General features: G+C 51.5%; 3 protein-coding genes. All 3 read right to left on the bottom strand.

Annotation, left to right across the window (positions count from 1 at the left end):
- Nucleotides 1–221: 221 nt before the first annotated feature.
- Nucleotides 222–629 (bottom strand): contact-dependent growth inhibition system immunity protein, encoded by a 408-nt coding sequence (locus tag BMY98_RS27175; protein ID WP_139214599.1) that lies wholly within the window; start codon nt 627–629, stop codon nt 222–224.
- 336 nt (nt 630–965) lie between these two features.
- Complete coding sequence (locus BMY98_RS26480) at nt 966–1,640, bottom strand: hypothetical protein (RefSeq protein ID WP_074893751.1); 675 nt, start codon at nt 1,638–1,640, stop codon at nt 966–968.
- A gap of 308 nt (nt 1,641–1,948) precedes the next feature.
- Nucleotides 1,949–2,593: hypothetical protein (locus tag BMY98_RS27780; RefSeq protein ID WP_245760133.1), on the bottom strand; the 645-nt coding region annotated here is incomplete at its 5' end.

The following is a 2,593-nucleotide window of genomic DNA, read 5'->3' as shown; positions in this document are numbered from 1 at the left end:
ACAACATGCCCATTTCCAAGATTCGCATAAGAATCGGGAATTTGTCCTTGCAACGGATACTGAACACAGAAAAAAGGGGTCCGACCCTTTAATCATCCTTCATCCAATGCGGCATTTATGACAAGTAGCTCATCACGACTGACATTGATCTTTAGTTGACTCATAGTACACTTGACAACTTCCACAGCTGCTACCTCAGATAAAAAGGGGGCCGTCCACTTTTACCCTCTTGGTTTATTCACTTCTCCAAGAACATTTGCCAAGGTTAAAGCATCTCTTAACAAGTTGGCATCTTTGCTTAACTGTCTAACCTCAGCCAAAGCGTGAGCAGCTTGGTACGCAGCACTAGCATTTTCTTGCCAATACTTCGAACTCAAACCGGAAAGAGCTACGATTAACTCGCCGTCATACCTCTCCCCTGTCAAAACGTCATCATTCAGCAAGGCTACTGCGAAAGGTAAAACTTCACTGACAAACAAATTTTGCCGCAGCGCACGACAAATATCCCCCACGCCCAACTGACTTAAATTAATGTCGCGCACGGACAGATACCATTCAGTCAAAGGTGAACTCTTGCCTTCTGACAACCAACTGCCCGAAGTTGCTTTTTCCAAATCACGAAACTTCATATTCCTGCACCATTTAAAGCTGAGTTGATACGTTGAATTGTATCTAAAGCTCTTTGGCGTGCAGCTTGCGCTAAAGGATTACTCACGCCTTCAAGCGTTTCCGCATAATTAAGGGGTCCGTCCCCTTTAACCCTTTTTGGATAAGAGATCCTACATCAACCTCCTTGCCCAACGTATCCAGAACCATACCGCGAGAATTGTGTCCGCAGGTAGATGTTGGCCCTTGGTTCACGACCAGACGATCACCAATCTCTCGAAATCGAATCATCAAGCAATGGATTTTTGGGAGGTGCGCCAGCAGGCTCCCCAGCAGTTGTCGCTCCTCTTGCACCCTATTCAACCTTTCAGCGCTGGCAAAGCCAGCACGTCATCGTAATTTGGCCAGTCTTCTCTGGCACGGTTGAGTACACCTTGCATCAACTCGTCCAACTCAGGCACTGGCTGCTCGGGCGGCAATTGATCAAAGGGCGCGGCCAGCAGCGGATGATCAATCTTCTGCGGATTGGCTAAACCTTCCCACTGGCGCAGGCGCAGGATATAGAGAATTTCCACCGGCACGCGCTCCAAGTGCCAGTCCTGATTGAAGTCGTAGGAGTTCTTCTGGCTCTCTTTGCCGGTTTGCCAAGTGTGGAGGTCACACGCGGCCAACAGACAGGGCATCAGGTCGTCGGGGCTGGGAGTGCGCCACTTAGCCAATAAGGCTTCGTAGATGGGTTCGTCGTAAGCATACGCAGGCCATTGGTGCGAGACATCGCCCACCCAATCGGCAAACACACGCAGCATAAAGGCTTGGGCGCGGCGGTGCTGCTCTTCGTACTCGATTACCAGTTGATGACCGCGGTTGAGCGCCGCATGGGTCAAATAGCCTTGGTGGATGACGGCTTCCTTCCAGCCCAGAATCGCCATGGCGGCCATCATGTTGGCAGCGGTTTGGATGCTGTAGTTTTGTTGGCGTCTGTCATTACCTACGGCTTTAGCCAAAACGTCAAACTGCCCCGCCCAAAAAAACAACTGCCAAATGCCTACTTGGTAGTAACGCATCCAGTGTGCCAATTCGGAAAGCCATCGCGCGTTTCCCGTTGCAGTGGCAAGTACTTTGTGAGCCCTTGTCACCGACATCCATTCTGCACGAGCATCTGTTGCATTGTTTCGGTTTGGAACCATCATTGAACGCTTCAGCGAAGCATCCTCGCGAGTAACGTACCCGCGAATACCGGCTATCTCATATTCATCCGAGACATGTGGCCCCTTCGCTATGCGCCCCAGCACACTTTTGTAAGAAGGCCATTTCGGGTTTACGCCCGAGCGCTCGCACTGAATTATTTCTTGGACCATGGTTCCACCTTAAATTCTGCTACACCTGTTTTACCGGGGGCAGGAACACCGACTTTGACGGTCACGCCTTGGACCTTGACGTTTTCAGAAAGCAGCGCTGCTCGCAAGGCATCACGTAACGCTGGGTCCGAATCGGCAATTGAGCTATTACCCAACCACCCTCTCAACCTCGTCTCCGGATCTCCCTGCGGCGTACCGGCCTTACTCACGCCATTTACCGAAGACTTCGCATCCATCACCACCACGGTAATCGTATCGCCATTGATCGCAACCGCGCATCCATCGCAGCCGTGGTTGCTACTGTTTTGCAGAGGTTTGAAATTGAGGCCGGTTTTTTCGTTAAGGGTTTGAAGGGACAGTTGCTCGCCCAACACCCCATCATTTACAAGCGAACCGGTCTTCCAATTGGGAAGGTGCGACAGCGGGATACTTTCAAATGTCTGCCCAAACAGGTCTTCAACCGAGCTGAGCTTGGGGGGGCTTATTGCATCAGGGGTAACCTGGCCCGGCCCTTTTGCACCGCCGGCGGGTAAATCCGCAGGAGGAGGCAGATCAGGATCAGGGGCGTCCGCATGAGCAGGCGAACCTGTTTCATTATCGGTGAACGCGCTGTCCGCATTGAGATTTTT

This window comes from Pseudomonas graminis, assembly GCF_900111735.1.
GTDB lineage: Bacteria > Pseudomonadota > Gammaproteobacteria > Pseudomonadales > Pseudomonadaceae > Aquipseudomonas > Aquipseudomonas graminis.
Note: the sequence above shows the minus strand (reverse complement) of the source record. Positions and strands in the feature narration are given on the sequence as shown.